Origin of the sequence: Stagnihabitans tardus, assembly GCF_009925085.1 — a bacterium.
In the GTDB taxonomy this organism is placed as follows: Bacteria; Pseudomonadota; Alphaproteobacteria; order Rhodobacterales; family Rhodobacteraceae; genus Stagnihabitans; species Stagnihabitans tardus.
Genome location: NZ_JAABNR010000021.1, coordinates 22,792 through 48,286, shown reverse-complemented (window position 1 = coordinate 48,286; position 25,495 = coordinate 22,792). Strand labels below are relative to the sequence as shown.

Annotated in this window: 27 protein-coding genes; 15 read left to right on the top strand and 12 right to left on the bottom strand. The window is 66.4% G+C overall.

Translation table 11 applies throughout. The annotated features are described in order from the left end of the window. Positions 1-4: 4 nt before the first annotated feature. The 3 genes from GV832_RS17475 to GV832_RS17465 are packed head-to-tail and all read right to left on the bottom strand — an operon-like array spanning position 5 to position 3,850. Positions 5-1,522, bottom strand: coding sequence for an aldehyde dehydrogenase family protein (locus GV832_RS17475; RefSeq protein ID WP_168776168.1), 1,518 nt, complete (start codon positions 1,520-1,522; stop codon positions 5-7). A 1-nt stretch (position 1,523) separates the two neighbouring features. Beyond that, a complete protein-coding gene (locus GV832_RS17470) occupies positions 1,524-2,282 on the bottom strand; it encodes an enoyl-CoA hydratase/isomerase family protein (RefSeq protein WP_168776167.1) in 759 nt (252 codons plus the stop codon). Then, positions 2,279-3,850 (bottom strand): acyl CoA:acetate/3-ketoacid CoA transferase, encoded by a 1,572-nt coding sequence (locus tag GV832_RS17465; protein ID WP_168776166.1) that lies wholly within the window; start codon positions 3,848-3,850, stop codon positions 2,279-2,281. The genes GV832_RS17470 and GV832_RS17465 overlap by 4 nt, the downstream gene beginning before the upstream one ends. A 108-nt stretch (positions 3,851-3,958) precedes the next feature. Here GV832_RS17465 and GV832_RS17460 point away from each other — a divergent pair, with 108 nt between their 5' ends. Next, complete coding sequence (locus tag GV832_RS17460; RefSeq protein WP_168776165.1) at positions 3,959-4,279, top strand: hypothetical protein; 321 nt, start codon at positions 3,959-3,961, stop codon at positions 4,277-4,279. On the opposite strand, the gene GV832_RS17455 is transcribed toward GV832_RS17460, so the two are convergent. The 5 genes from GV832_RS17455 to GV832_RS17435 form a co-directional block, all read right to left on the bottom strand. Next, complete coding sequence (locus GV832_RS17455; RefSeq protein WP_168776164.1) at positions 4,280-4,921, bottom strand: bifunctional 4-hydroxy-2-oxoglutarate aldolase/2-dehydro-3-deoxy-phosphogluconate aldolase; 642 nt, start codon at positions 4,919-4,921, stop codon at positions 4,280-4,282. It abuts the gene before it with no gap. A 10-nt stretch (positions 4,922-4,931) separates the two neighbouring features. Continuing rightward, positions 4,932-5,837, bottom strand: a complete 906-nt coding sequence (locus GV832_RS17450) for a sugar kinase (protein WP_168776163.1) — start codon at positions 5,835-5,837, stop codon at positions 4,932-4,934. Further along, positions 5,834-7,864 carry an FAD-dependent oxidoreductase gene (locus tag GV832_RS17445; protein WP_227754505.1) on the bottom strand — a complete coding sequence of 677 codons (2,031 nt, stop codon included), beginning with the start codon at positions 7,862-7,864 and terminating at the stop codon, positions 5,834-5,836. The genes GV832_RS17450 and GV832_RS17445 overlap by 4 nt, the downstream gene beginning before the upstream one ends. A gap of 2 nt (positions 7,865-7,866) precedes the next feature. Next, positions 7,867-8,979 (bottom strand): Gfo/Idh/MocA family protein, encoded by a 1,113-nt coding sequence (locus GV832_RS17440; RefSeq protein WP_168776162.1) that lies wholly within the window; start codon positions 8,977-8,979, stop codon positions 7,867-7,869. Positions 8,980-9,071: 92 nt separating this feature from the next. Then, positions 9,072-10,094 (bottom strand): LacI family DNA-binding transcriptional regulator, encoded by a 1,023-nt coding sequence (locus tag GV832_RS17435; protein ID WP_168776161.1) that lies wholly within the window; start codon positions 10,092-10,094, stop codon positions 9,072-9,074. Between the two features lie 202 nt (positions 10,095-10,296). Between GV832_RS17435 and GV832_RS17430 the strand changes: the two genes are divergently transcribed. The 8 genes from GV832_RS17430 to iolG all read left to right on the top strand — a co-directional run bounded on the left by GV832_RS17430 (position 10,297) and on the right by iolG (position 17,167). Further along, complete coding sequence (locus tag GV832_RS17430) at positions 10,297-11,304, top strand: sterol desaturase family protein (protein WP_168776160.1); 1,008 nt, start codon at positions 10,297-10,299, stop codon at positions 11,302-11,304. Between the two features lie 70 nt (positions 11,305-11,374). Beyond that, positions 11,375-12,331: a substrate-binding domain-containing protein gene (locus GV832_RS17425; RefSeq protein ID WP_168776159.1), complete on the top strand. Its 957-nt coding sequence runs from the start codon at positions 11,375-11,377 to the stop codon at positions 12,329-12,331. Between the two features lie 49 nt (positions 12,332-12,380). Next, positions 12,381-13,391 carry an ABC transporter permease gene (locus GV832_RS17420; RefSeq protein WP_227754504.1) on the top strand — a complete coding sequence of 337 codons (1,011 nt, stop codon included), beginning with the start codon at positions 12,381-12,383 and terminating at the stop codon, positions 13,389-13,391. Continuing rightward, entirely contained in the window at positions 13,388-14,167 is a 780-nt protein-coding gene (locus tag GV832_RS17415) for an ATP-binding cassette domain-containing protein (RefSeq protein ID WP_168776158.1), read from the top strand. Before GV832_RS17420 ends, GV832_RS17415 begins: the two co-directional genes overlap by 4 nt. Before the next feature lie 103 nt (positions 14,168-14,270). Beyond that, positions 14,271-14,582, top strand: a complete 312-nt coding sequence (locus tag GV832_RS17410) for a MocE family 2Fe-2S type ferredoxin (protein ID WP_168776157.1) — start codon at positions 14,271-14,273, stop codon at positions 14,580-14,582. Position 14,583: 1 nt separating this feature from the next. Beyond that, positions 14,584-15,357: a TIM barrel protein gene (locus GV832_RS17405; protein WP_168776156.1), complete on the top strand. Its 774-nt coding sequence runs from the start codon at positions 14,584-14,586 to the stop codon at positions 15,355-15,357. Positions 15,358-15,359: 2 nt separating this feature from the next. Further along, positions 15,360-16,181, top strand: coding sequence for a 3-methyl-2-oxobutanoate hydroxymethyltransferase (locus GV832_RS17400; protein ID WP_168776155.1), 822 nt, complete (start codon positions 15,360-15,362; stop codon positions 16,179-16,181). Further along, complete coding sequence (gene iolG / locus GV832_RS17395; RefSeq protein WP_168776154.1) at positions 16,175-17,167, top strand: inositol 2-dehydrogenase; 993 nt, start codon at positions 16,175-16,177, stop codon at positions 17,165-17,167. Before GV832_RS17400 ends, iolG begins: the two co-directional genes overlap by 7 nt. Positions 17,168-17,423: 256 nt before the next feature. On the opposite strand, the gene GV832_RS17390 is transcribed toward iolG, so the two are convergent. Then, on the bottom strand, positions 17,424-18,347 hold the full coding sequence (locus GV832_RS17390; RefSeq protein ID WP_168776153.1) for a LysR family transcriptional regulator: 924 nt from the start codon (positions 18,345-18,347) through the stop codon (positions 17,424-17,426). Positions 18,348-18,421: 74 nt separating this feature from the next. Between GV832_RS17390 and GV832_RS17385 the strand changes: the two genes are divergently transcribed. From GV832_RS17385 to GV832_RS17360, 6 genes are read left to right on the top strand one after another with little or no spacing between them, the layout of a single operon-like run. Then, the gene (locus tag GV832_RS17385; protein WP_168776152.1) at positions 18,422-18,874 is read left to right on the top strand and encodes an NADPH-dependent F420 reductase; all 453 of its coding nucleotides are present in this window, start codon (positions 18,422-18,424) and stop codon (positions 18,872-18,874) included. Positions 18,875-18,898: 24 nt separating this feature from the next. Next, on the top strand, positions 18,899-19,054 hold the full coding sequence (locus GV832_RS17380) for an NAD(P)-binding domain-containing protein (RefSeq protein ID WP_168776151.1): 156 nt from the start codon (positions 18,899-18,901) through the stop codon (positions 19,052-19,054). A 3-nt stretch (positions 19,055-19,057) separates the two neighbouring features. After that, the gene (locus GV832_RS17375) at positions 19,058-19,435 is read left to right on the top strand and encodes a GFA family protein (protein ID WP_168776150.1); all 378 of its coding nucleotides are present in this window, start codon (positions 19,058-19,060) and stop codon (positions 19,433-19,435) included. Continuing rightward, complete coding sequence (locus tag GV832_RS17370; protein ID WP_168776149.1) at positions 19,432-19,986, top strand: antibiotic biosynthesis monooxygenase; 555 nt, start codon at positions 19,432-19,434, stop codon at positions 19,984-19,986. The genes GV832_RS17375 and GV832_RS17370 overlap by 4 nt, the downstream gene beginning before the upstream one ends. A 12-nt stretch (positions 19,987-19,998) precedes the next feature. After that, positions 19,999-20,736, top strand: coding sequence for a type 1 glutamine amidotransferase domain-containing protein (locus GV832_RS17365; RefSeq protein WP_168776148.1), 738 nt, complete (start codon positions 19,999-20,001; stop codon positions 20,734-20,736). A gap of 59 nt (positions 20,737-20,795) precedes the next feature. After that, a complete protein-coding gene (locus GV832_RS17360; protein ID WP_168776147.1) occupies positions 20,796-21,923 on the top strand; it encodes a low temperature requirement protein A in 1,128 nt (375 codons plus the stop codon). Positions 21,924-22,412: 489 nt separating this feature from the next. Here the strand turns inward: GV832_RS17360 and GV832_RS17355 are convergent, their stop codons facing one another. From GV832_RS17355 to GV832_RS17345, 3 genes are read right to left on the bottom strand one after another with little or no spacing between them, the layout of a single operon-like run. Beyond that, positions 22,413-23,477 (bottom strand): Gfo/Idh/MocA family protein, encoded by a 1,065-nt coding sequence (locus GV832_RS17355; RefSeq protein ID WP_168776146.1) that lies wholly within the window; start codon positions 23,475-23,477, stop codon positions 22,413-22,415. Beyond that, complete coding sequence (locus GV832_RS17350; protein WP_168776145.1) at positions 23,474-24,217, bottom strand: ATP-binding cassette domain-containing protein; 744 nt, start codon at positions 24,215-24,217, stop codon at positions 23,474-23,476. Before GV832_RS17350 ends, GV832_RS17355 begins: the two co-directional genes overlap by 4 nt. Further along, on the bottom strand, positions 24,214-25,485 hold the full coding sequence (locus GV832_RS17345; RefSeq protein ID WP_168776144.1) for a sugar ABC transporter permease: 1,272 nt from the start codon (positions 25,483-25,485) through the stop codon (positions 24,214-24,216). Before GV832_RS17345 ends, GV832_RS17350 begins: the two co-directional genes overlap by 4 nt. Positions 25,486-25,495 lie beyond the last annotated feature (10 nt).

The window sequence follows — 25,495 nt, the reverse complement described above, 5'->3', positions numbered from 1 at the left end:
AGCGTCAGATCGTCTTCACCCAGGGTGCGCGCGTGCGGCCAACCCGCATCGCGACCGATTTCACCTCGAGGAATTCCTCCAGCCCGTAAGAGCCGATTTCCCGGCCGAGGCCGGATTGTTTCATGCCGCCGAAGGTGACTTCGGGGAAACCGTCCATCCAGGTGTTGGTCCAGATGGTGCCCGCCTGCACGCGGCGGGCGAAGGTCAGGCAGGTGTGGACGTTTTCGCTCCAGACGCCCGCCGAGAGGCCATAGGAGGCGTCGTTGGCCAAGGCGATGGCCTCCTCCAGGGTGCGGAAGGTCAGGACCGAGAGGACCGGGCCAAAGACCTCTTCGCGGGCGATCGCCATGTCGGCGGTGACATGGGTCACGATGGTGGGGGCGTAGAACTGGCCCTTGAGGCCCGGGATCACCAGCGGGCCGCCGCCGAGGGCCACCCTGGCGCCCTGGGCCTCGGCCGCGCGGACGAAGCCGTCGATCTTGGCATTGTGTTCGGGGGTGACGATGGCGCCGACTTGCGTGGCCTCGTCCAAAGGGTCGCCAAAGGCCACCTGTTTCGAGAGTGCCACGACGCGGGCGGTGAAGGCCTCGGCGATGTCCGCGTGAACGATGATCCGGCTGCCCGAGTTGCAGCATTCCCCGGCGTTGAAATAGATGCCGAAGGTCACGGCATCGGCGGCGCTTTCGAGGTCGGCATCGGGGAAGATGACTTGCGGGTTCTTGCCGCCAAGCTCCAGGGCGACCTTCTTCAGGCTCTTGCCCGCCTCGGCGGCGATGGCGCGGCCGACGGCACTGGACCCGGTGAAGGTCACCATGTCGACCTCCGGGTGGCTCACCATCCGCGCGCCCACCGGCTGGCCGAACCCCAAAACGATGTTGACCACGCCCGCAGGCAGGCCCGCCTGGACCAGCAGCTCGCCCAGCATCGCGGTGGTCGAGGGCGTCAGTTCCGAGGGTTTCACCACGCAGGTGCAGCCCGCGGCCAGGGCAAAGGGCAGCTTCTGGCTGAGGATCCACATTGGGAAGTTCCAGGGCGTGATGACCGAGACCACGCCGCGCGGCTCCTTCAGGACGAGGCCCAGCATGTCGGGGCCCAAAGTGTTGTGGCTGTCGCCCTTTTGCGTCCGCGCCAAGGAGGCCGCATAGCGCCAAAGGTCGGCCGAGCCCGTCACCTCGCCCCGCGCCTGGGCGATGGGCTTGCCGGTCTCGAGGCATTCCAGAAGGGTCATGCGTTCGGCGTGCTGTTCGATCAGGTCCGCGACCCTGAGGAGGATCGCGGCGCGGGCCTTGCCGGTGGTCTCGGCCCAACCCGGCAAGGCAGCCCGGGCGGCCTCGACAGCGGCATCGACTTCAACCTGGCTGCCCTTGGCGGCGGTGCTGACGACCACGGCATGGGCAGGCGAGAGACGCTCCGACACCGCCCCATCGGCGCTGTCCTGGAACTGGCCGCCGATCAGGTGGCGGGCGTGGAAGGGCGCGGGAAGGGGCTTTCCGGTGGCATGGGTCAGGGTCAGGTCATTCATCTCATGCACCTTTGAAATCGGGTTTGCGTTTGGCGCGGAAGGCTTCGACACCCTCGGCCTTGTCCAGGCTGGCGGCCGTCATGCCCGAGGCGAGCGCCTCGATCAGAGCGGGGGTGTCCTCGCCGCGACCGGCATGGATCATGTATTTCGCCACTTCTGTGGCGCGCGGAGAGGTCTCGGTCAGCCGGGCGGCGATGGTCATGGCGGCCTCAAGCGGCGTATCCGAGACCTCGGCCACGAAGCCCAGGGCATAGGCGCGTTCGGCCGAGAGGCGGCGCCCGAACAGCGCCATCTCCTTGACCACGGGCTCTGGCAAGAGGCGGACCAGCCGCTGCGTGCCCGACCATCCCGGCACGATGCCGACCCCGGTCTCTGGCAGGGCAAGCGTCGCGCCCGGGGCCATCACCCTGATGTCGCAGGCTGCGGCAAGCTCCAGCCCGCCGCCGAAGGCATGGCCTTGCAGGACGGCGATGGTCGGGCAGGCCAGCCGCGCCAGACGGTCAAAGATCCGGTGGCCGCCGCGCACCCAGTTGCGCGCGAAGTCCTCCGGCGAGAGCCCGCCCCAGGCGTTGATATCCGCCCCGGTGCAGAAAGCGCGCGTCCCCTCGGCGGTCAAAAGCAGCCCCCGGGCGCCCTCGCGCTCCACATTCTCCAGATGCGCCGAAAGCGCCTCCAGCATCTCCACGGTCAGGGCGTTCAGCTTGGCCGGGTTGTCGAGCCGCAACTCGACCAGCTCGCCATGGCGGATCAGGTGGATCATGGCTGCCACCCCATCGGACCTTGCGCCAGGATCGACAGGGGCAGCGTCACCGCCTCGGGCGCCACCCGCACCCGCCCGCCCGAGGCCGCCACGATGTCACGCGCGGGCTCGATGCCCGGCATGATCTCGGTCGCCACCAGGCCCTCCGGCGTCAGACGGATCACGCAGCGTTCGGTGACGTAAAGCACCTTCTGCCCCTGGGCCACGGCGCGGGCCCCCGAGAAGGTGACATGTTCCACCTTCTCGACCATCTTGGTGAACTTGCCCGGGCGCACCACTTGCACGCCCTGCTCGGTCAGGGCGATCTCGGCCCCGGCCTCGAACCAGCCGGAGAAGACGATCTCCCGCGCATGGGAGGTGATATCGACAAACCCCCCGCAGCCCGCCGTCAGATAGGGCTTTTTCCCCAGTTTCGAGACATTGACGTTGCCCTCCACGTCCACTTCCATGAAGGAGAGGAAGGACAAATCGAAGCCGCCGCCCTGGAAATAGGTGAATTGCTGGGGCGAGGGCATGAAGGCATCGGCGTTCGAGGCACAACCAAAGGCAAAGCCCGTCAGCGGCATGCCCCCCACCGCGCCCTGTTCTATGGCCCAGGTGACGGCTTGGGGATGGCCTTCCTCCAGCAGGACATAAGGCACCATGGCCGAGATGCCGAAGCCGAGGTTGGCGGTCATGCCCGCCCGCAGTTCCATCGCGGCACGGCGGGCGATGATCTTTTCCACGCCATGGGCGGCGGGGGCAAAGGAGGCCCAGGGCCGCATGATCTCGCCCGAGATGGCCGGGTCATAAGGTGTCTCGCAGGTCTGCTTCTGGTCGGGGTCCAGCACGATCAGGTCCACAAGGTGGCCCGGCACGCGGACGTCATGGGGCCGTAGCGAGCCCCGCGCGGTGACGCGCTTGACCTGGGCGATCACCAGGCCGCCATGGTTGCGCGTCGCAATCGCCTGGTCGAGGCCGCCGAGATAGGCGCCCTCGTGTTCATAGGTCAGGTTGCCATGCTCATCCGCCGTGGTGGCGCGCAGGAGGCAGACATTGGGGGCAATGTTGGGGAAATGCAGCCAGGTCTCGCCCCCGAACTCGACCCGCGCCACGATGGGGGCCGCGGCGCCCTTGGCATTCATCGCGCAGCCCTCGCGGACCGGATCGGCAAAGGTCTCGAGCCCCACCTTGGTCAGAACCCCGGGCTTCCGCGCCGCCACGTCGCGGTGCATGTCGAAGAGGATCCCCGAGGGCACGTTATAGGCCGCGATCCGATCCTCGGTGATCATCTTCCAGATCTCGGGCATCGGCAGGTTCGAAGAGCCCGAAGGGTAAGACCCCGCGATCACCCGGGTCAAAAGCCCGTCCTGGGCGATGTGGTCCATGCCCTTGACGCCATACATGTCCCCCGCCGCGATCGGGTGGATCGAGGTGAGGCCGCGCGGATGCCCCTCGGCCCGGAACCGCGCCCCGATGGCCTCCAGCATCTTGTCCGGGCAACCGAGCGCCGAGGAGGAGGAGACCGTCAGGACCGCCCCATCGGGGATGCGCGATGCGGCCTCTGCCACGGATACCAGTTTGCCCATCTTCCCCTCCTCACGCGGCTTTCCGCGATTCTCCCTTTCGGGATCGTTCCAAATTGATTACTGGAACGTTCTATATCTGTCAATCGCCCTGTATGAAAGGAACCACCGATGCTGACCCGCTATGCCTTCTTCGAAGGGGACCTGACGCCCGGCCTGGAAGCGGCCTTCCGCGAGGCGGTCCGAAGCGAGCTTCTGCCGACCTGGGAAGCTTATCCCGGTGCCGTCGCCGTCCGGGTCAGCTTTGGGGTGGAACGCGACGCGGGCGCGCCCTCTTTCCCGCTTGTCCTGGCGGTGGATTTCCCCGATCGCGCGACGCTGGAGCGCGCCCTTGCCAGCCAGGAGCGCCTGGACAGCCGCGCCGCGACCCAGCGCGTGCTGCCCCGTTTCTTCACCGGCCGCATCCATCACCATGTGACGGAGTGCCTGTGATCATCCGCGCAGGCGCGTGACCAGGTCGACGGCGGCCCGGGCCTTGTGCGCAATCGCCTCCCAGGCACCCGTGGCGATATCGGCCTGGGTGGCGATCCAGGTGCCGCCCACGGCGCGCACCTGCGGCAGCGCCAGCCAATCGCCCAGGGTCTCGGCGGTCACGCCCCCGGTGGGATTGTAGCCAAGGCCAGTATGGACATAGGGCGCGGCGATCGACTTCAAGAGCGCGATGCCGCCGGCCGGGACGGCGGGGAAGAACTTGACCATCTCGCAGCCAGCCCGCAGCGCCATCTGGACCTCGGTCGCGGTGGCGATGCCGGGGGCGAAGGGCAGGCCCGCGCCTTGCGCCTCGGTCAGGACCAGGGGGTCGATCCCGGGCGAGAGGGCGAAGCGGGCGCCTGCCGCCTTGGCCTCGTGAACCTGGTCTTCGGTGAGGACCGTGCCCGCGCCCACCAGCATGGCGGGGCGGTGACGGGCGATCTCGGCCAGGCCAGCCAGGGCCTGGGGCGTGCGCAGGGTGATCTCGGCCAGCGGCAGGCCGCCCGCGATCAGCGCATCGGCCAGTGGCAGGGCATCCTCGGCCCGGTCGAGGACGATGACGGGGACGACGCCAAAGCGGGCAAGCTCATGGAAGACGGACATCTGGGGCCTTTCAGTCAAGCGGCAGGAGGGCGGATTTCGGCGCCCGGGCGCCGGGGTGGCGCAGGACCACGGAGGAGAGCGCCTGGCCCGCGCGGATCGCCCGGTCCACGGGGTGCCCCATCATGCGGGCAGCAAGGTAGCCCGCGTTGAAGGCATCCCCCGCGCCGGTCGTGTCGCGGATCTCCGACACGGGCGGGGTCTCGATCTGGCCCGCGTGGCAAGTCACCGGCCCGGCGCCGTTCTTAACGACGACCTCCGTCACGCCCGCCGCCTGGAAGCGCTTCAGCGTGGCCTCGGGCGAGGTATCGCCGAAATGCGTCTCCTCGTCGTCGAAGCTGGGCAGGGCGATGTCGACGAGCGGCAGGATCGCGGTCAGGGTCTGGCGCAGCTCCTCGGGCGAAGGCCAGAGCCGGGCGCGGATATTGGGGTCGAACGACACCCGGGCACCTTGGGACCGCGTACGCGCCAGGGCGGAAAACAGCGTTTCGCGCGCCGGGGGCGCCAGGATCGCCAGGGTGATCCCCGAGAGGTGGATGAGCGATGCGCCCGTCAGCGCGGCCTCCAGCGCCTGGGGGTCATCGGCCAGGTGGCGCGCGGCCGAGGTCTCGCGCCAGTAGTGAAAGCTGCGCTCGACGCCATCGAGCTCGATCAGGTAAAGCCCCATCCGGCGGTGATCGTCGCGCGAGACGCCCGAGACATCCAGCCCATCGGCCACCATCTCGGCCGCAAAGGCATCCGACAGCGCGTCCCGCCCCAGCCGCGTCACCATGCCGACCCGGGCGCGGGGGCCGAGGACCTGGGCCATGTGCCAGGCCGTGTTGAACGTGTCGCCCGCAAAGCCCCGGGCGTAAAGCCCGCCCTCGACCGGGGCCAGTTCGATCATCGCCTCACCGATGGCGCAAAGCTTCGGGGTCATTGCGCCTCCGGCCAGGGGGTGGCGCGGATGGCGCCGGTCAGCCAGGCGGGCCAGTCGCGTTCGAAGAAGCTCCGCGCGGGATCAAGGGCGCGGTTGGGCCGCGTGCTCAGGTGCAGCGCGCCGTCCTGCCAGCGGACCAACATCTGCGCCTCGCGGTCCTGGGCCCGTTCTTCGCGGAAGCGGTAGCTCTCCAGGGGCCCAAGCGCGCTTTGCGGCAGGCCGGTGCCCGAGGGCTCGCAGATCGCCCGCGCCCCGCGGGAGCCGGCGCCCTGGGAGATATAGTGGTCCAAGGCCGTCAGCACGGCCTGCGAGGCCAGGGCCATCTGGCGCCACTGAACCGCACGCGCCGCCTCGGCGGGGCGGGAGGGGGCCACGCCCTGCGCCTGGACCCTTGCCACCAGCGCCTCCGAAGCCAGGCGGGCCGTGCGGACCTCGTCGGGGGTGCAGAGGATGCCGGCATGGTCGCTCATCCGGGCCTGGATCTCGTCCTTCAGCGCCTTGACGCCAAGACCCCCGGGCCGCAAAGCGGCGCGCAGGTCGGTCAGCGCCTCGGCCAGCCCCTCGGGCGCGGCCACAGCCGTCTCCGCGCCCGCCGCATGTTCGGCCACGCGGGTGCCGAAGACCTGGCCCGCGTTCAAGGCGGCGCCCCCGGGACGGGTGACGCCATGGGTGCCAGCCGCCTCGCCGACCGCATAGCAGCCGGGCAAGGAGCTTCTCCCCCAGCTGTCCACCGCCACGCCGCCGTTCATGTGCTGGTTGTTGACGGCGAACTCCAAGGGCTCGGCCGCGATGTCGACCTTGTAGCGGCGGTAAAGCTCGATCGCCAAGGGGTTCATGTGGCGCAGGCGGTCGATGGGAAGCGCTTGCACGGCGCCCGCCGTGGCCAGATAGGTGCGGACATCGGGGTCAAGGCGGTCCAGCGAGAAGGCCTGGTCGATCGCTTCCGGATTGCGGTTGAAATCCATGAATACCCGGCGGCCCATTTGCGTCTCGCGGAAGATCGCAAGGTCGATGAGGCTTGACCCGAAATCCAGCATCCGCGTCGCATGGAAGGGCCATTGATAGCCCTTGCGGAAGATGTTCGACGCCATCTCTTGCGTCGTGCGGTAGTAGTCCTTCAGGAAGGCATGTTCGCGGCCCTCGGCATCGACCGAGAAGAGATGCGGCAGGGCCTGGACATAGGTGCCCGAGAGGTTCCAGGGAAAGCCCTCGCGCCGCGTGCCGATGCCGAACTGGCTTTCGGTGAGGTTGACCAGCGTGATCCCGGCCTCGAGCGCGAGGCCAAGCGCGCCGAAACAGCCGTTGGGATAGACAGAGTCGCGGTAAAGCTCCCCGGGCCCGCCCCCGGCCAGCACCACGACAGGGGCCGCGAAGACCGTCAGCCCATAGGGATTGGCCTCGCTGCGCGCCGCCATCCGCATCGCCAGAAGCCCGGTCACCCGGGACTTCCGCAGGATCGAGACGGCGGTCGTGTGGTTCAGGATCGGCACGCCAAGGCGCAACGCCTCTTCCGCCAGGACCTTGACCATCAGCCGAGAGGTGCGCGGCCCGCAAGAGGTCGCGCGGCCGACCTCGTCATGGTCGGTCTGGTAACGCAGGGTTCCGCCCAGGGCGTCCTGCGGCAGGGGCAGGCCCATGTATTGCAAGGAGGCCATGGCGCGCACCGAGCCCACGGCCTCGACATAGGCCGTGTCCGCATCCATCGCGCCACCCGCGCCGATGGCCTGGGCCATCGACCGGAAATTGTCGCCCCGGTCGGCGGTATTGGCGGTGTGCAGCGTCTGCTTGTCCGAGCCCGAACAGGCCGAGGTCCCGCCCCAGGCGCTTTGGCTGATCACCACCACATCGACGCCGCGCCGCTTCATCTCGACGGCCGCACGCAGGCCCGCTGCCCCGCTGCCCACCACCACGGCGGCGGCACGGATCAAGGGCAGGCCCTGCGCGGTCTCGGTGGGCGGGGTCTCGGGGGGCAGGCGCGGCATCTCGATGTCGGTCAGGGCGTCGAGGATCTCTTGGGTCATCTCCATCGTCAGGCCCCCGGGATATCGACCCAGGCGCGGGTGGCGGCCGAGGTCATGCAGGCGTCGACGATCTGGCAAATGTGGTGGCCGGTGTCGAAATCCGGCCAGGACGGGCGGCCCGTGGCGATGGATCGGGCGACCTCACAGGCCTCGATGATCTTGGTCTCGTTATAGCCAAGCGCGAAATTCGGCAGGGGCAGGAAGGCGCGGTAGGTGGGGTTCTCTGGCCCCACGTCGATGGCACGGTAGCCCCGGCGGCCTTCGCGGTCATCGTTGGTGTAGAACTGCAGCCGGTTCACCTGGTCGTAATCGTAGGCGAGGCTGCCCTTGGTGCCATAGATCTCATAGGTCTGGCGGAATTTGCGCCCGGTGGCCACGCGGCTGAAGTCGATGATCCCCGAGGCGCCGTTCTCGAACCGGCAAAGAAGGTTGGTGGCATCGGGATTGGTGACTTCTCCCCCGGGGCGGCTCCGGGTCAGGATCAGGTTCTCGGCGATCAGCGAGGAGACGCGGCCCACCAGGAATTCCATGAAGCTGAAGACATGGGAGCCCGTGTCACCGATGATCCCCGTGGGGGCCAGCTTGCCATCGGCGCGCCACATGAAGGGGGCGAGCGGGTCGCCGAAGACATCGATATGCTGGCAGGCCTTGAAGAGGCGGATTTCGCCGATCTCGCCCGATTGGATGATCTCGCGCGCGAGGTCATGGACCGGGTTGCGCGGGAAGGCATGGCCCACGCGGCTGATGACGCCCTTGGCCCGGGCGAGGTCGGCAAGCTCCCGCGCCTCGGCGGCTGTATCGGCGAGCGGCTTTTCACAATAGACATGCTTGCCCGCCTCAAGCGCCGCCTTGGCGACGGGATAATGCAGGTGATCGGGCAGGCAGATGTCGATCAGGTCGATTTCGGGATCGGCCACGACCGACTGCCAGTCCTGCAGGATCCGGGCGCCGGGCGCGCGCGCCGCCAGATCGGCCGCCGCTGCCGGATTGGCCTCGACCAAAGCCACGACCCGCGCGCGCGGCGCATCGGCGAAGAAATGCGGATAGGTGGCCCAGGCCATGGTGTGAACCTTGCCCATCCAGCCACTGGCGCCCAGAACCGCCACTTTGATCTCGGTCATGCTTTCCTCCCGAATCCGCCCAAGGCGGGAAAATGGAACCTTCCAATAAAATAGTGGAAGGTTCCAAAATGGTCAATCCGAGAGATCAGGCGTCAGATGTTCTCGCGCGTGTGGATCTGGAAGGGCACGATGCGGGTGTGGTTCACCCCATCGGCCGGAGACTTCGCGGCCCGGATCATCCCCCCGATCAGCGCATCGGCCAGTTGCCGCAGGGGATGGGCGATCACGACGGAGAGGGTGCCGTCCAGAAGCCCGGCCCGGGTGCTGTCCATCAGGTCATAGCCCACGACGACGAGGTTGCGCCCCGCCCGCCGCAGGGCCGCCATGGCCCCGGTGATCCCTCCGCCCGAGACGAAAAGGGCCTTCAGGTCGGGGTTCTGGGTCAAGAGCCGTTCCGTCATCTCCTCGGCCACGGCGGCGGATTCGAAGGTCGAAAGCGGCTCCAGCAGGGTGAACTCCGGGGCATATTCGCGGAAATAGGACCGGAAGCCGGCCTCGTTCATCTCCTGGTTCCGATAGCGCGGATTGCCCATCAGGATGCCGATCTTGCCCGGTCCCTGACAGAGGTGATGCACCGCCCAGGCCGAGGTCCGCCCGACCTTCCAGTTGTCCAGGCCCACGTAATGCACCAGCCCCGCCGCCGAGAGCTGACCGATCAGCGCAAAGACCGGCAGGCCTCGGGCTTGCAGGGTCTCGACCGCCTCGGTCACCACGGGATGGACGGCCGTGGTGACGCAGACCGCATGACAGTCCTCGCCGAGCGCCAGGATGCGGGCGGCGGTGTTCTGCGGCGAGAGGTCGTCGAGGAACTCGATCCGGACCTCGACATCGACCGACTCCAGCGCGGCGGCGGCCTCGCGGATGGCGGCGGCGCAGGTCTGGTAGAACTGGCGATGTGGCTGCAACAGAAGCACGCCGAATCGAAAGCGCGGCCGGTGGGCTGCGACCTTGGCCTCGATCGTGCCGAGGCCATAAAAGCCGATGCGCGCCGCCGCCTCTTGCACCAAAAGCCGGGTCGGCTGGCGCACATTCTCGGCCCCCGCCAGGACGCGATTGACGGTGGCCACCGAAACTCCGGCGGCTTTGGCGAGGTCGGGGATGGTTGGACGTGTCATTTCATCTCATTTTCCGGTCTCGCGTGATACGCTGAGACGAAATCCATGGCGTGAAACATCGCATCTTGATCGAAGCCCCGTCAAGCGGGCAATGTCGGCCGCAACGACGGGCTGCGGCCCCGGGGGAGAGTTTCGGACAGCCAAGCGACCGCAGGGGCGATGATTTCGCCCCCTGGCCTCGCTTTGCCTGAAGGAGGGAAAGATGGACGACCTGCAATTCGGCACGCGGAACAAGAGGGGCGATTGGGCGCCGAAAGAGCCATTGCAGATCGCCTCCTCCTGGGCCGTCCCCTTCCGCCTGGGCCAGTTCCTGAAGTTCATCCCGGGATACCTCTTCCCGTGGAATGCCTTCCACATTGCGACGGCGCTCCTCTACTGGTTCTACGTCGTCCCGCCGGTCGAGACGCTGCAAACGCTCTCCTGGGGCTGGGCGCTCTGGCTTTACGCGGTCAATGCGGCGGCGATCTTCGCCCTCTACGGCTCGGTCGAGTTCTTCTGGTACGTCAAGCGCAAGCAGGGCACGCGGTTCAAGTACAACGGCAAGTTCCCGGCCGATCAGCCCTCGGATGTCTTCTGGTTCAAGAGCCAGAACATCGACAACTTCCTGCGGTCGTTCTTCATCTCGATCCCGCTCTGGACCCTGGTCGAGGTGATCTTCCTTTACGCCTTCGCCAAGGGCTATGTCCCCTGGCTGACCTGGAGCGCCAATCCCGTCTACCTGGCCGCTCTGGTGCTGCTGTGCCCGGTGATCCACGAGGTGCATTTCTTCTGCATCCACCGGCTGATCCACACGGACTTCCTGTACAAGCACGTCCATTCCGTCCACCACAACTCGGTCAACCCCTCGCCCTGGTCGTCGCTGTCGATGCATCCGGTGGAAGGTTTCCTGTACCATGCCGTGGCGCTCTGGCACCTGGTCATCCCCTCCAATCCGATCGTGGCGATGTTTCAGCTGCATGTCGCGGGGTTTGGCGCGGTGAACGGGCATATAGGCTTCGACAAGCTGGAGATCACCGAGGATACGCCTTTGGAATCCCATGCTTACGCCCATTACCTGCACCACAAGTATTTCGAGGTGAATTACGGCGGCGATGGTCTGATCCCACTCGATAAGTGGTTCGGCTATTGGCACGACGGCACCAAGGAAGCCGAAGCCCGCATGGAAGCGCGCTTCGAGGCCAAGAAGGCGCGGGCCAACGCCAAGCGCTGATCCCCGGGCGGGAGGCCCGGGACACACCCAAAGCAACCGCCGGAGCACCGGTACAACGGGAGGAGAGACCATGACTTTTGCACGGACCTTGAAGGCGGCGGCGCTCGCCACGCTGATGGCAAGCTCGGCGATGGCCGCCGATATCGCGGTGATCGGGGGCTCGAACGACGATGCCTTCTGGAACATCATCAAGAAGGGGATCGACGATGCGACCCCGGCGGTCGTGGCCAATGGCGGCTCGGTCAACTACCTGCGCCTGGTGAATTACGACAACTTCGCCCCCGACGTGGTCCAGCTGATCCGCACCGCCATCGCCCAGGAGGTCGACGGCCTGGTCATCCCGAACTGGGTGCCGGAGGCCGAGGATCCGGCGATCAAGGAAGCCGTGGCAGCGGGCATCAAGGTCATCCTGATGAACGCGGGCGGCGCGGAGAAGGCCAAGGAACTGGGCGCCATCAACTACGTGGGCTCGGATGAATATGTGGCGGGGCAGGCGGGCGGCGCCTATTTCGGCAAGGCCGGGCAGAAGAACGTGCTGTGCGTCAACACCCTTCCGGGCGCGGCCAATACCGAGGCGCGCTGCAAGGGCGTGATCGACGCCATCACCGCCGCGGGCGGCAAGGGCGCGCAGCTCCCTCTGCCCTCGACCTCGTTCGGCGACCCGACCGCCGTGGCTGAGGCCATCAAGGCCGAGATGCTGAAGGACGAGACCATCGACGGCGTCATCACGATCAGCGCGGGCGATGCCGACAGCGCGGCCATCGCCGTGGCCCAGGCCGGACGGACGATCTCGCTCGGGACCTTCGACATGAACCAGGCGGGGCTCGACCGGATCAAGGCCGGCACGCAGTCCTTTGCCATCGACCAGCAGCCCTATCTGCAAAGCTACCTGGCCGTCTCGATCCTGGCCTCGGCCATCGACTTCGGCACCGACCTGCCGACCAACCCGGTGCTGACCGGCCCGGGCATCGTCGATGCGTCCAACATCGATGCGACCCTCGCAGGCGTCGCCAAGGGCGCACGCTAAGCCTGCAGGCCCGCCGTGCGCGCGGCGGGCCCATCTTTCCGGGGGAGACATGATGAACCGCAATTCCACCCTGGGCGGGCTCTTGCGCCGTCCTGAAGCTGGGGCTTTCCTTGGCCTTGTCGCTGTCCTTGGCTTCTTCGCCATCTTCGGCGGCGTGACCTTCCTTCTGCCGGGCGGGATGGCCTCCTGGATGAATGTGGCCGCCAACCTCGGCCTGATCGCCATTCCGGTCGGCCTGTTGATGATCGCCGGAGAGCTGGACATTTCCGTGGGCGCCATGGTGCCCTTTGGCGCCATGACCGTCGCCGTCCTGTCGGGCCATTACGGGCTGCCGATCTGGGCGGGCATCGCCGTGACCATGACCTTCGGCGTTATGATCGGCCTGATCAACGGTTACATGGTGATCAAGTCCGCCGTGCCCTCCTTGATCGTGACGCTGGGGACTTTGTTTGCGGTCCAGGGCGTGGTCCTCGGCCTGACCGTGCTGATCACCAAATCCACCTCGGTGGCTCTGACCGTCACCGGCCCCGCCAAGGCGATCTTTGGTGACTTCGTCATGGGCGGCCAGGTGCAGGTCATGGTGCTGTGGTGGCTGGCGGTGACCGCGGGTTATATCCTGTTTGTCCACTTCTCGCGCTATGGGAACTGGATCTTCGCCATGGGCGGCGACAAGGTTTCCGCCCGCAACGCTGGCATCCCGACCGAGCGGATGACCATGCTGCTCTTCGTCCTGTCCTCCACCTCGGCCGCCTTCGTCGGCATGTGCCAGGCGATCCTGTATAACTCCGCCCAGGTGGCGGGCGGGCAAAGCTTCATCTTCAACGCCATCATCTCGGTCGTCGTGGGAGGCGTCCTGCTGACCGGGGGCTTTGGGTCTGTCGTGGGGATCTTCTTCGGCACGATCACCTTCGCCATCGTGACCCAGGGCATCTACTACACCGATTTCGACCGCAACTGGTCGTCGCTGATCATCGGCGTGCTGCTCCTCTGCGCCGTCCTGATGAACAACACCTTCCGCAAGATGGCCCTGGCCTCTGCCCCAAAAAAGGTCGCGAAATGAGCACGATCCTGTCCCTTCAGGGTGTCAACAAAAGCTTTGGCCCCATCGATGTGCTGCATGACATCAACCTGGATGTGAAGGCGGGCGAGGTCCTGTGCCTGCTGGGCGACAATGGCGCGGGCAAATCCACCGTGATCCGGCTTTTGTCGGGCGTGCATCAGCCGACCTCGGGCCAGATGGTGATGGATGGCAAGCCAGTCACCTTCCGCAACCCGCGCGAGGCCGCTGACCACGGCATCGCCACGGTCCACCAGTTCGGCGGGACCTTCCCCCTGATGTCGATCGGCCGCAGCTTCTTTGTCGGGCGCGAGCCCACGCGCTGGGTTGGGCCCTTCCGCATCTACGACCGTCGGAAGGCCAACGAAATCGCGGTCAAGGCGGTGCAGAACTTCGGCATCACAAGGATCGACGACGGCGACAGGCTGGTCGGCGGCCTCTCGGGCGGCGAGCGTCAGGCCTTGGCCATCGCCCGCGCCGTCCATTTCGGCGCACGGGTGCTGATCCTGGACGAGCCCACCGCCGCCTTGGGCGTGAAACAGGCCACCCATGTCCTGCGCATCGTCAACGAGGCCAAGAAGCGCGGCCTCGCCGTCATCTTCATCACCCACCAGGTCATGCATGCCATGGCGGTGGGCGATCACTTCGCCGTCCTGATCCGGGGCGCGGTCGCCGCCGACTTCCACAAGGGCGAGAAGACCCGCGAAGAGATCACCGACCTGATGGCCGGTGGCGCCTCGATGTCCGCCCTGGAGGCCGAGATCGCGGCTTCAGCGTAACCCGGGGGGCTCTCCCATTCATCCCCCGGACATGCGCCCAAGGGCGCATCACGACGGTCCGGGCCGTTCCACTGGCCCGGACCACTTCGACAAGGAAACCGACATGCCCACCTGGATTCGCGCCTGCGCCACCGAGGATATCGACGCCGACGACATGATCCGCTTCGACCATGGCGCCCGGACCTTCATCATCGTCCGCTCCGAAGACGACACGTTCCACGCCCTGGACGGGATCTGCAGCCACGAGAAGGTCCATCTCTGCGATGGGCTGGTGATGGATGGCCGCGTCGAATGCCCGAAACACAATGCGACTTTCGATTACCGCACCGGCGAGGCGAAACGTGCGCCCGCCTGCATCAACCTGAAGACCTTCCCCGTCAAAGTCGAGGATGGCCAGGTCTACCTGGAGCTGTGAGATGACCTTCCAACTTGCTGCCTGCGCGGAAATGCTGTGGCGCGACAAGCCCATCGCCTGGCGGGCCGCGCGCCTGAAGGAGATGGGTTTCGGCGTGGGCCTGTGGAATTGGCCTGCCTGGGATATCAACGCGCTGATCGCCACCGGGGCGAATTTTACCATCATGAACGGCTATCTGCAGGGCCGCCTGACCGACGCCGAGGGCTGCGAGATGCTTCTCGCCTCCGCCGCCGAGACGGCCAAAGTGGGCCAGCGTCTGGGCGTCCACCGGCTGAACCTGCATGGCACGGGGCTGGGGGACATGGGGATCCCGATCCCCCGGATCGGCGCCTTCGCCCCGGGGATGGAGCAACGCGCCCGCGACACCCTGCACCGGATCTGTGACCTGGCCGAGGCCTCGGGCCAGGTCTTCACGCTGGAGAACCTGAACCCCATCGACCACCCCGGCTGCCCCTTTGGGTCGACGGCGGCGGTGCTGGGCCTCGTCTCGGCAGTCAACCGGCCGCAGCTGCGCATCAACCTCGACCTTTACCACACGCAGATCGGCGAGGGTGATTTGATCCGCTGGTGCCAAGCCTGCCTGCCCTGGATCGGAGAGGTCCAGGTGGCCGACAACCCGGGCCGGAATGAGCCTGGGACTGGCGAGATCAACTACCCCGGCGTGGCCCGCGCCTTGAAGGCCATGGGCTATTCCGGCCCCGTCGGCCTCGAAGGCTTTGCCTCGGGCTCCGAAGAAGCCGCGCTCGAGGCCTTCCGCAACGCATTTACGGTGTAACCATGGTCCACAAAGCCAACCGTCCGACCGTCCATGACATGCGCGCCATGAAAGCGCGGGGCGAAAAGATCTCGATGCTTTATGTCACCACGCTGGAGGAAGCCGCCGCCGCCGATGCGGCTGGCATCCATATGCTGTCGATCGAGAGCCGCTTCTTCTCGCCGGAGATGCGCGAGGCGGCCGGGCGCTGCTTTGTCCAGGTCGGCCTGCCCTTCGGCCCTTACGGAGGCCTTGCGACGGCGGAAGACTACCTCCGCGCGGCCTTCAAGTTCACCGCCATGGGGGGCGATTGCTTTTACTGCGCCGCAAGCCTCGATATCCAGAAGGCGCTTTGCGACAACCACATGCCCGTCGTGGCCCATGTCGGTCTGATCCCCTCCTATATCACCTGGACCGGCTGGCGCGCCGTGGGCAAGACGGCTTCCGAGGCCCGGGCCGTCTGGGACCATGTGAAACGCCTGGAATCCATCGGCTGTTTCGGCGCCGAGCTGGAAGTCGTCCCGGACCGCCTGGGCGCCCTCATCAGCGCCAATACAACCATGATCATGCTGGGCATGGGCGCGGGGCCGGGGGCCGATGCGCAATACCTTTTCGCCGAGGACGTCCTTGGCTGCACGGATGGCCACAAGCCGCGCCATGCCAAGACCTACCGCAACTTCGCCGCCGAATATGCACGGCTGCAGGAGGAGCGCATCGCGGCCTTCCGCGAATTCATCGCCGATGTGAACTCCGGCGCCTATCCGCAGCCGCAACACGATGTCGCCATGGCGGACGACGAATACCAGGCCCTTCTGGCCGATCTTTCAAAGGACAAGTCATGCTGAACACTGCTCTCCTCGGCGCCGGCCGGATCGCCGGCGTCCATGCCACCGCGATCTCGACCCATCCCGGCTCGCGCCTCGTGGCGGTCGCCGATATCAATGCCGAGGCTGCGGGCAAGCTCGCCGCCCAATACGGCGCCGAGGCTCGCAGCGTCGATGCGATCCTCGCCGACCCCTCGATCAACGCGGTGCTGATCGCCACCTCGACCGACACCCATTCCGACCTGATCGAGCGCGCCGTGGCCGCGGGCAAGGCGGTGCTCTGCGAAAAGCCGGTGGATCTGTCGCTGGCGCGTGCGCAGGCCTGCCTTGCCAAGGTGGGTGGCGCCCCGGTGATGATCGGCTTCAACCGCCGCTTCGACCCGAACTTCGCCGGGCTGAAAGCCGCCCTGGATGCGGGCGAGATCGGCAAGGCGGAACTGCTGTCCATCACCTCCTTCGACCCCGCCCCGCCGCCGGTGGCCTATATCAAGGTCTCGGGCGGGATCTTCCGCGACATGATGATCCACGACTTCGACATGGCGAATTTCCTGATGGGTGCCGCGCCGGTTGCGGTTTTGGCCACCGGCTCCTCGATTGTCGATCCCGCCATCGGCGCGGCCGGAGATGTCGATACCGCCGTCGTGACCCTGACCTACGCCGACGGCCGCATCGCGGTGATCAAGAACTCGCGCAGGGCGGTCTATGGCTATGACCAGCGGGTCGAGCTTCTGGGGTCCGAGGGGCTTTTGCAGGCAGGCAACATGCTGGAATCTACTCTGGTGAAATCGACCACGGGCGGCGTCACCAGCGCCAAGCCGACGTATTTCTTTCTGGAACGCTACATGCCCGCCTACCGCGCGGAATGGGCGGCCTTCGTGGGTGCCCTCCACGCTGACCAAAGTGTGCCTGTGACGCTTGAGGACGGCGTTGCAGCCTTGGCGATGGCCGAAGCCGCAACCCTGTCGTTGGCCAAGGGCGAACCGGTGCGGTTGGCGGATCTCGGCTGACCGAGAGGAAAGGGAAGGTCGTTCGTTGGAAGCTTCGAACGACCGCTTCGGCGCATTGTTTGACCCGCTCCCATGGGCTGCAACTGACCGCTTTCCGCCCCTTGCAACGATCCGGGCCTGATCGAATTGTTCCGCCCCTTGTGACGATCCAGGCCGTCATCAACGAGGTTGGCCCCTTGCGACGAACCAAAGTCACATCGACATTCGCTCATTACCATTCAATGGGGGTTCCAGAGGGATCATGTCCGAACGGCAGTCAGTGAGTTATCGAAACCCCGAGGATCTGTTGTCTGATCCAGGTCGTTCTCGGGTCGGTCTCGTTCCGTCGGTGCCAGAAGACCGAGACCGGGAACCTCCGCACGGGAATGGGCGGCTCAGCTGTGACGAGGCCGAAGCCCGCTGCAAAGGCACGCGCGACGCGGGCTGGCAGGGTGACGAGGGCGCCAGACTCGGCTGCGGCGGCCAGCGCGGGCAAAAAGGCCGGCAGGCCCAGGATCACGCGACGGCTGCGGCCCATGGCCTCCAGCTGGTCGTCCACCACCCCTCGCAGGTCGCCTCCGGGTGAAATCAGCACATGGTCGGCGGCGCAGTAGGCATCGATGCTGATGTCCGGCGCCTTTGGCAGGGCTTCAGGCCGGCCCGCGACCAGGAAGGATTCCTCGTAGATTGTCTTGCCGGAAACCATTTCCGGCAGTTCCCAGACGAAGCCCAGCACCAGATCGGCCCGGCCTTCCGACAGGGCGTCCATGGCGGCTCCACGCCCCAGCGGCAGGACCGACAGGGTTAGTCCGGGGGCGAGCTGACGCAGCCGCGCTGCAAGGGGCGGGATCAGGACGGCCTGTTCGGCATCGAGCGCTGCGATGCGGACAAGGCCCGTCGCCGTGGCGGCGTCGAAATCCCGCGCGGCCCCCAGCGCGCCCCGCAGGGCATCGACGGCTGCGGCAACTGGCGCCTCAAGGGCAAGTGCGGTGGCCGTGGGCTCCATCCCATGCGGACGACGCAGGAAAAGCTCATCCCCGAAGATGTCACGCAGCCGCTTCAGCGACTGGCTGATGGCCGACTGGGTGAGGCCCAGTTCGGCCGCCACATCCAGCGCCTTGCGGTGCCGCACCAGCCCCAGAAAGACCAGGAGCAAGGTCAGGTCCAGGCGGCGGAGTTCTGATGTGCTTAACTCAGACATGATGCTTATTCATTATCAATTCTTTCATTTGCCGCATATCTCGGATGCGCAGAATGAAGCAAGGAGAAAGTGGGATGCGCGTCGCGATCATCGGCACCGGAAAGGTCGGCTCTGCCATCGCCAGGGGACTGAGGGGCCGTGGCCATGCCATAGGCCTTGGTGCGCGCGATCCGCAGGCGGCCGAGGTCGTCGCGCTGGCCTCCGAGACCGACGCCAGGCCGATGCTGCCGGCTGACGCCGCCGAGGCCGCCGATGTCATCATCCTGGCCCTGCCCTGGGGCGTGGCCGAAGGCGCCGTCAAGGCCCTGGGGTCGCTGGAAGGAAAGACCGTCATCGACTGCATGAACCCGCTGGGGATGATCGACGGCGCCCTGGGCCTGACGGTCGGGCACAAGACCTCGGGCGGCGAGATCGTGCAGGGCTGGCTTCCCCAGGCGAATGTGGTCAAGACCCTGAACCAGGTGGGGGCCGAGATCATGGCCCGGAACGCCCATTTGCCTCTGCGCCCGGTCATGTTCATGGCCTGAAACGATGCGGGCGCGAAGGCGCAGGTGGCGGAACTTCTGACCGACCTCGGCTTTGCGTCGCTGGACGCGGGCGACCTGACCAAGGCCCGCCTGCTGGAGCCCTTCGCCATGGTCTGGATCAACCAGGCCCTGTTCCGGGCCAAGGGCCGCAACTGGGCCTTTTCGGCGGTGGAGGGCTGAGCAATGACCGACATCCTGACCGCCTCCTGCCACTGCGGCAAGGTTCACATCACGATGCCCGCCAGCGCGGCCGGGGTTTTGGCCTGCCATTGCGGCGACTGCCAAAAGATGCATGGCAATTTCAACGCCTTCGTCGCCGCCTCCCGTTCCGACATGACCGTGACAGGAGAGGAGGCGCTGGTCTGGTATCAATCCTCCGAGGCCTCGCGCCGGGCTTTTTGCGGGACCTGCGGTGCGCGGGTGGTCAAAGAGATCACCGCCGCCGGACGCTGGCTGGTCTCGGCCGGGCTGATCAACGGGCCGACGGGCCGACGGATCATCAAGAACCTGTGGGAGCCGTCGAAGCCCGACTGGTACGACCTGCCCAAGGTGGCGTCATGACGGGTCCGGTCACCATCGTCGTGCGCCGCAGGGTCAGGCCCGGGCGCGAGACGGATTATGAGGCCTGGCTGGAACGCCTGACGCACGGGGCGGCTGCGCAGTTCAAGGGCTATCTGGGGGCCGAGTTCCACCGCCCTGCCACCCCCGGGGGCGCCTATCGCAGCGTCTTTCGCTTTGACAGCATGGACCATCTTGACGCTTTCGAGCGGTCGGACTTCCGGGCCGCAATGCTGGCCGATGCCGCGCCGCTCTTTGCCGCCGATGCGGCTTGGGAGCGGCTGACCGGCCTTGAGTTCTGGTTCGACCCTCCCCCCGGCACGAAGGTCCCGCAACCGAGCCCGCACCGCATGGCGCTGGTTCTGATCGCGGTGGTCTTCACGCTGGTGCTGGCACTGAACCTGATCCTGGGGCCGCTGATGATCGCCTGGCCGCTGCCGCTTCGGGTGCTTGTGACGGTCTGCATCCAGGTCGGGCTGATGACTTACGTCATCATGCCCCGCCTGACGCCGCTGATCGCCCGCTTCATCTATCCGAAATCGAAAACCCTCTGAAAGGACGAGACAATGTCTGCCTCCATCGACGTGCATACCAAGAAAAAAGTCCTGATGATCGCCGCCAACCCCGGCACCTCTCCCACCACCGGCTGGCCCGTGGGCTTCTGGTGGGCGGAGCTGACCCATCCCTACTGGACCTTTTCGGAAGCCGGCTACGAGATCGAGATCGTCAGCCCCAAGGGCGGCGATCTGGTGGCCGACGGGTTTTCGGACCCCGAAGACCCGTCGGGCTATTCCGCGCATGACCTGATTTCTCTTGGTTTCAAGAAGTCGGCCACCCATGCGGCCCTCCTGAAAGGCACGAAATCCATCGCCGAGGTGGACCCGACGGCTTATGACGTGGTCTTCCTGGCCGGGGGGCAGTCGCCCATGGTCACCATGATCGACGACACCGCGCTGCATGCCTTCGTGGCCCGCGCCTATGAGGCGGGCAAGATCGTCTCGATCGTCTGCCACGGCACCTGCATCCTGCTGAGAACGCGGCTGTCTAACGGCGACCTGCTGGTCAAGGGCAAGACCTGGACCGGTTTCGCCAACAGCGAAGAGGCCTTCGCCGACGCCTGGGTGGGCCAGAAGATTCAGCCCTTCTGGATCGAGGAAGAGGCGAAGAAGCTCGAAAGCACCAACTTCGTGGTGAATTCGATGTTCAAGGCCTTTGCGCTGCGCGATCGCAACTTGATCACCGGCCAGCAGCAGTTCTCGGGCGGGGCGGCGGCTGAACTGGTCGTCCAGACGCTGGGCCGTTGAACGCACCGGGCCGGGTCAAAGGCGCCCGGCCCGGCCTCTCCACATCCTTGGGAGCCATCATGAACCACCCCCCGCAGACTGCTGTCCTGACCCATGCCGAAGGCCGCAAAGCCAGCTGGTTCGAACTGTTCTTCGACCTGGTCTTCGTGGTCGCGGTGGCAGCCCTTGGCGGTGCGCTGTCGCATCACTACGACTGGGCGGGCCTGGCAGAGTTCGGGTTTCTGTTCCTTGTCCTCTGGTGGCTCTGGCTGGGGCACACCTTCCATGCCAGCCGCTTTGACGAGGACCGTCCGGACCAATGGGCGATCGGCTTTGCCCAGATCCTTGCCGTCGTGTTCATCGCCCATGGGGCCGGCGACGCCTTCGAGGCCCGCGCCTGGGCCTTTGCCGGGGGCGTGGCCGGGTTCAAGGCCTTGCTGATGCTGGGCTACCTGCGCGAGATCCGCAGGCCCGGGCTGTCGCGTCTTTGCACGCTCTACGGCGCGACTTACGGGGGGCAGGCCCTGCTCTGGGCCGGGTCGATCTGGACCGAGCCTGCGACGCGCCAGACGCTCTGGGCGCTGGCCCTGTTGATCGACGTCGCGACGCCCTTCCTTGTGGCGCGTGAGACCCATCACGCGCCGCCACACCCGGAGCATTTACCCGAAAGGTTTGGCCTCTTCACCATCATCCTCCTGGGCGAGACCGCCGCCGCCGCGGTCCATGCCCTTGACCACGGGCCCGAATTGCACGGCGACACCCTTGCCGTGGCGCTGATGGGGGCGGGCTTGGGCTTTCTTTACTGGATAGGCTACTTCCGCCGCGCCCGCGGCAATGCCGAACGGCACATCGCAGATGCCGCTGCCGGGCGGAGCCTGCGGCTCTGGGCTTACGGCCACATTCCGCTCTATCTCGGAATCGCAAGCCTCGGGGCTGGGACGGTCTATCTTGCCCATCACATCGACCTGGCAGGGCCCGCGCCATGGGTGTTTGCCCTGGGGGCGGCATGCGCTATGACCGGGGTCACCCTTGTGTCCTTTGCCACCCACGGCCGCTCGCTTTCCTCGGGTTGGCCCTACTTTCTTGCTGCCTTGATTGCCGCCGCTGCGCCGGTTGTCTCATCAACTGCACCCGTCTTGGTCGCGGGCATTCTGGCCCTGGCCGTTGGCCAGATCGCGATGTCCCTGGCTTTCCGCAGGATGGGTTGAACGGAGAGACAAGACTTGCAGTCTGGAACGACTGCTTTCCGCCCCTTGCGACCATCCACGCATGGTCGGCGTGCCCGGCCCATTGCTGACGGTCGTCGCCCGAAGTGATCTTTCGAGAGCCAAGGGAAAGCAGTCGTTCGACGGCTCGAGGGTCTTGGGGAACGATCGCTTGCCTGTTCCGAACGGGACCTGGGGCGGCTTTGGCCGACCCTCGCTGCGGTGCCCGTGCAGGTCCCCGAAACCGACCGACCGTTTTCGCCTCGGCGCTCTACCTTTGGCGCGGGACGGGACGTTTCGAGGTTGGCGGCCTCCAGGCACGGCTTTTGCAAGCCCTGCCTGGTCCAGTCATTGGTCCCCGCTCTGGAGAAGCATTCAGGAGCCTGCTACGCGTCGGCGACAAGGCGGGAAAGGCGGCGGAGGCCGCATCGACCGCCCAGGGGCAAAGGCACGGCTGACCTTGCAGGAGAAGCCTCCAGCCGTCAGCCGGGGTTACAACAACAGCCGATGCGTGGTGGGCGCGAAGCGGCGTTCCATCGTCGCATCGGGGTGTCGGGGGCGCGGGGGGAGATCCAGCGCCACGGTGGCACCTGTCCGGATCGCCTCTTCGATGGCGAGAAGTGCCACCATATCGGCCAGGCCTTCCGCGCCGTCGGCTTCGGGCGCGGTCCCCGCCGCGATGCAGTCCGAGAAATAGGCCAACTGCCCCGCGAAGTGATCCACCGCCGGGAAATCGGTGACCGTGACGCGGTCCCCCTGCCGCAGCCGCAGCGACATGGCGTTCTCGAAGCGGAAGGCGGGGTCAAGGATCAGCTCGCCCTGGGTGCCGAGGACGCGGCAGTATTCGACGCCTTCCGTGCCGAAGGAGCAGAAGAACTGCGCCAGGCCTTGCGGGAAACGCAGGGTGACGGCGACATGAGCGTCGATCTCGGTGAAACGGGGGTCCTGTGGCGGGCGGGAGGCCATGGCCTGAACCGCCAGGGGCTCCGCGCCAAAGACATGGCGGGCGGCGTTCAGGCAATAGACGCCGATGTCTTGCAAGGGCCCGCCCCAGTAGCTGGCTTGCAAACGGTGGTTGCCAATCGCGCTTTGGAAGCCGAAGGCAGAGGTGAAATGTACCGGCTGGCCGATCTTGCCCGCCCTGATCGCCTCAAGCGCGGCCAGCGTCCCGGGCTCGTTGTGCAGCCGGTAGGCGGTCATCAGGAACCGCCCCGAGGCCTCGGCGGCCGCGATCATGGCGCGGCTTTCCTCCAGCGTCGTGGCCAGCGGCTTTTCCACCAGGACATGCTTGCCCGCCCGCAAGGCCCGAATCGCGTAATCGGCATGCATCGAGTTCGGCAGGGCGATATAGACCGCGTCGATCCGGTCAGAGGCCACCAGGGCGTCGTAGTCGCCATAGCCCAGGACCTCGGGGATGGCGTGGAAATCCGCGAGCTCCCGCGCGCGGGGATGGCCGGAGACCAGGGCCTGCACGCGGGAATTGCCGGTGGCAGGAACGCCGGGCAGGAAGGCCTCTTGCGCGATCCAGCCCGCGCCGATGACGGCATAACGGATCATGCGCGCACCGGTTTCTTGCCGAGAATGATCATGGCCAGGATCTCCTCGTCGGTCACCTCGTCGACCTTGACCGTGCCGACCAGTTGCCCGTTCTTCATCACCGAGGCTCGGTCGCAGAGCTTCATCACATTGTGGATGTCGTGCTCGATCAGGATGATCCCCAGGCCTTGCGCCTTCAGCTCCTGGATCAGCTCCGCCACCATCTGGGTCTCGTGCGGGCCAAGGGCGGCCGTGGGCTCGTCCATGATCAGGATCTTGGCGTTGAAATAGACCGCCCTTGCGATGGCCACCGATTGCCGCTGCCCGCCCGACAGCGCCGAGACCGGCACGTTGAACTTGCGGAAGTTCGGGTTCAGGCGACCCATGATGCGGCGGGTCTCGGCCTCCATCCGCGCGTCGTCCATGAAGCCCAGGGGCGTCAGCATCTCGCGCCCCAGGAACAGGTTGGCCGAGGCGTCCAAGTTGTCCGAGAGTGCCAGGGTCTGGTAGATCGTCTCGATGTTGAAGGCGCGGGCGTCGCGAGGGTTCTGGATGGTCACCGGCCGCCCCTCGATCAGGATCTGGCCCTGGTCGGCCTGGTAGGCGCCCGAGAGGCACTTGATCAGCGTCGACTTGCCCGCGCCGTTGTGGCCCAGAAGCCCCACGACCTCGCCCGGACGCAGGTCGATGGTGACGTGATCCACCGCCTTGATGCCACCGAAGGAAATCGAGATGTCGCGCATCTCCAGAAGCGGTGTCATGTGCGTTCCCCCATGCGCTTGCGGTAGAAGATGTCGATCCAGACGGCGATGATCAGCACGCCTCCGACGACGATGTTCTGAAAGGGCGTGTCCACCCCGATCATGGCCATGCCCGATTGCAGCGATTGCATGACCAAGGCGCCCAGAAGCGCGCCATAGATCGTGCCGACCCCACCGGCCAGGGCCGTGCCCCCGATGACGGCGGCGGCGATGACCTTGAGTTCATCCAAGGTGCCGATGTCATTGCCATGGCTTTGCAACCGCGCCTGGGCCACCAAAGCCGCAAGCCCGCAAAGGAACCCCATCAGCGCAAAGATCTTGACCGTCATCATCCGGGTGTTGATCCCCGAAAGCTCGGCCGCATCCGGGTTTCCGCCGATGGCATAGATATAGCGCCCCAGCCTTGTCTTGCGGGCGATCACCGTCATGGCCACCGCCACCGCCACCAGGATCAGCACCGAGATCGGCAAGCCGTGATAGGCGACATAGCCCTCGGGGACGTCCATGCCCTGCGCCTCGAACATGCGCTTGAGCTTGCCCACCGGGATTTCATAGGAATTCACGAGCGCCACGAAGCCCAGGATGCCGCCGGCGATCATGGCAACCAGCAGGCCCTCGGCCCAGACGGGCTTGACCAGGAAGCCATGCCGCATCTTGCCACGCCGCGCCGCGATCACGGCTGCGGCTGCGGCCAGGGTGGCAAGGCCGCCCAGGACCCAGCTCCACTCCGGCCCCATGACGCCCTCGGTCCCGCCGAAGGCCAAAAGCCTTGGGTCGCGCAGCGCGACCGATTGGCCGTTGGTCGTGTACCAGGCGACGTTGCGCCAGATCAGCAAGCCCCCCAGCGTCACGATGAAGGAGGGGATGCGCTGATAGCCCACCATCCAGCCCGTGGCCGCCCCCATCGCCGTGCCCACGCCCAGCCCCAAGAGGATGGAGACGACCAGCGTCGTCCCGGTCCCAAGCCCGGTCACCGGCACCAGCCACTGGGTCTGCAGCATCCCCATCAGGGCCGAGCAGGTTGCCAGCACCGAACCCACCGAGAGGTCGATATTGCGCGAGACGATGACGAAGACCATCCCCGTCGCCATGATGCCCACGGAGACCGTCTGCACCGAAATGTTGAAGATATTGCGTGCCGAAAGGAACGTGCCTCCGGTCTGGAATTGAAACACCAGGCAGAGCACCGCAAAGGCGATGATCATGCCAAAGAGGCGCTTGTCCAGTTCCAGCGTGTCGGCAAGGCTGCGGCGGGTTGCATCGCTCATGGTCTTGTCC